Annotated in this window: 2 protein-coding genes; one reads left to right on the top strand and one right to left on the bottom strand. The window is 36.4% G+C overall.

Going from position 1 to position 1553, the window contains the following annotated elements; all coding sequences use genetic code 11:
- On the bottom strand, positions 1–508 hold a 508-nt coding region (locus tag U9R42_14685; GenBank protein MEA3497271.1), incomplete at its 3' end, for a histidine phosphatase family protein.
- A 251-nt stretch (positions 509–759) separates the two neighbouring features.
- On the opposite strand from U9R42_14685, the gene U9R42_14680 reads away from it, so the two are divergent.
- Positions 760–1356 carry an IMP cyclohydrolase gene (locus tag U9R42_14680; protein ID MEA3497270.1) on the top strand — a complete coding sequence of 199 codons (597 nt, stop codon included), beginning with the start codon at positions 760–762 and terminating at the stop codon, positions 1354–1356.
- The last annotated feature ends 197 nt before the right edge of the window (positions 1357–1553 follow it).

Raw genomic sequence — 1553 nt, 5'->3', positions numbered from 1 at the left:
AGAAGTTGGAATTACCAATACCTAAAATTGCACATAAAAGGATCTTGTTTATTACCCTATGGGGGATAATTAGAATTGATTTATCGGTGTTGTTTTTTATAATATTTTTAAAGCCTGTGAATGATCTTTTCCTTGCCTCTTCAAGGGTTTCGCCGCCAGGAAATCTTACTTTTTCAGGCTTATTTTCCCATAATACATACTGATCCCTGTATTTATTTTGCACCTCATTGAATGTTAGCCCCTCCCATTCGCCATAGTCTATGTCAATAAATTCCTGAATTGGTATGCTTTTGATGCCAAAAATATTTGCAGTTGGCTCCCCGGTTTGAATGGAGCGTTTTAGAGGACTTGTGTAAATTGCATCAATATTTTTATTTTCCAAGGCATGAGCAATAGCCTCTGCTTCCCTGTTCCCTGTTTCGTTCAGCGGAATGTCCTTTCTTCCTCTGAACATTAGATCCTTGTTCCACTCGGTCTGCCCATGTCTTACTAAATATATTTTGGTCATTAATTTACCTAAAAGTCTAAGTTTAATCAGGCAATTGCGTTGCTTATATCTTAATTCAAGGCCTTATTTATCTTGACAAAATGCCCTGTTCTTTTTACGCTTTAATTAAATAATGGCAATATACTACATATATTGATGTTTACTTCTAAATAGTATACTATTTGTTGTATGATTGAAAGTAGAATTTTGCATCTTTGCTCAGACTATTAGGGGTTCAAGCATAAAACCGTTTAAACACAGGAGGAAATAATATGAAGAAAATATCTACGGCTATAATCAGTGTCACCGATAAAAGTAATATAGTGGATCTTGCAGGATCTTTAGAGGAATTAGGCATAGAAATACTATCAACCGGGGGTACTGCAAAGGCCCTAAGGGATGGTGGGGTAAAAGTATTGGATGTATCTGAATATACCGGATTTCCGGAAATGATGGACGGTCGTGTTAAGACTCTTCACCCAAAGGTACATGGCGGTCTGTTAGGCCGGAGGGACAACGAGCAGGATATTAATATGATGGAAATGCACGGCATAAAAAGTATAGACCTGGTAATCATTAACCTTTACCAATTTGAGAAAACGGTGGCAAAAGAGGACTGCACATTGGATGAGGCTGTAGAGAATATTGATATAGGTGGCCCAGCCATGCTTAGGTCATCAGCAAAAAACTTTAAGTATGTAACTGTTGTAATTGATCCAGCAGATTATTCAAAAGTATTAGAGGAAATCAGGCAAGATGGTACCACAACCTTGGAAACCCGCTTTAAGTTAGCCAGAAAAGTTTTTAAACTTACCTGGCAATATGACGGTGCAATTAGTAATTATTTGGAAAAGGTTAATCTGACATAAATGTTAACCTGTGAACGTATAAAACAGACAAATACTTGTAATTAATTAACTAACATAATACCTCTTTATAATAAATGTTGTTTTGAGACGGAGGGATCCTTGGCAGTTAAAGAAGAACAATCAGAATATATAGAATACCCTGTTATTGTAGGAGAGAGCAAAGGTGTTCAGTTAGTCAGGCAAAAGATAGAAAAAGT

Source organism: Bacteroidota bacterium, assembly GCA_034723125.1.
Taxonomy (GTDB): Bacteria; Bacteroidota; Bacteroidia; order CAILMK01; family JAAYUY01; genus JAYEOP01.
The sequence above is the reverse complement of the archived record's forward strand: the minus strand, read 5'-3'. Positions and strand labels throughout refer to the sequence as shown.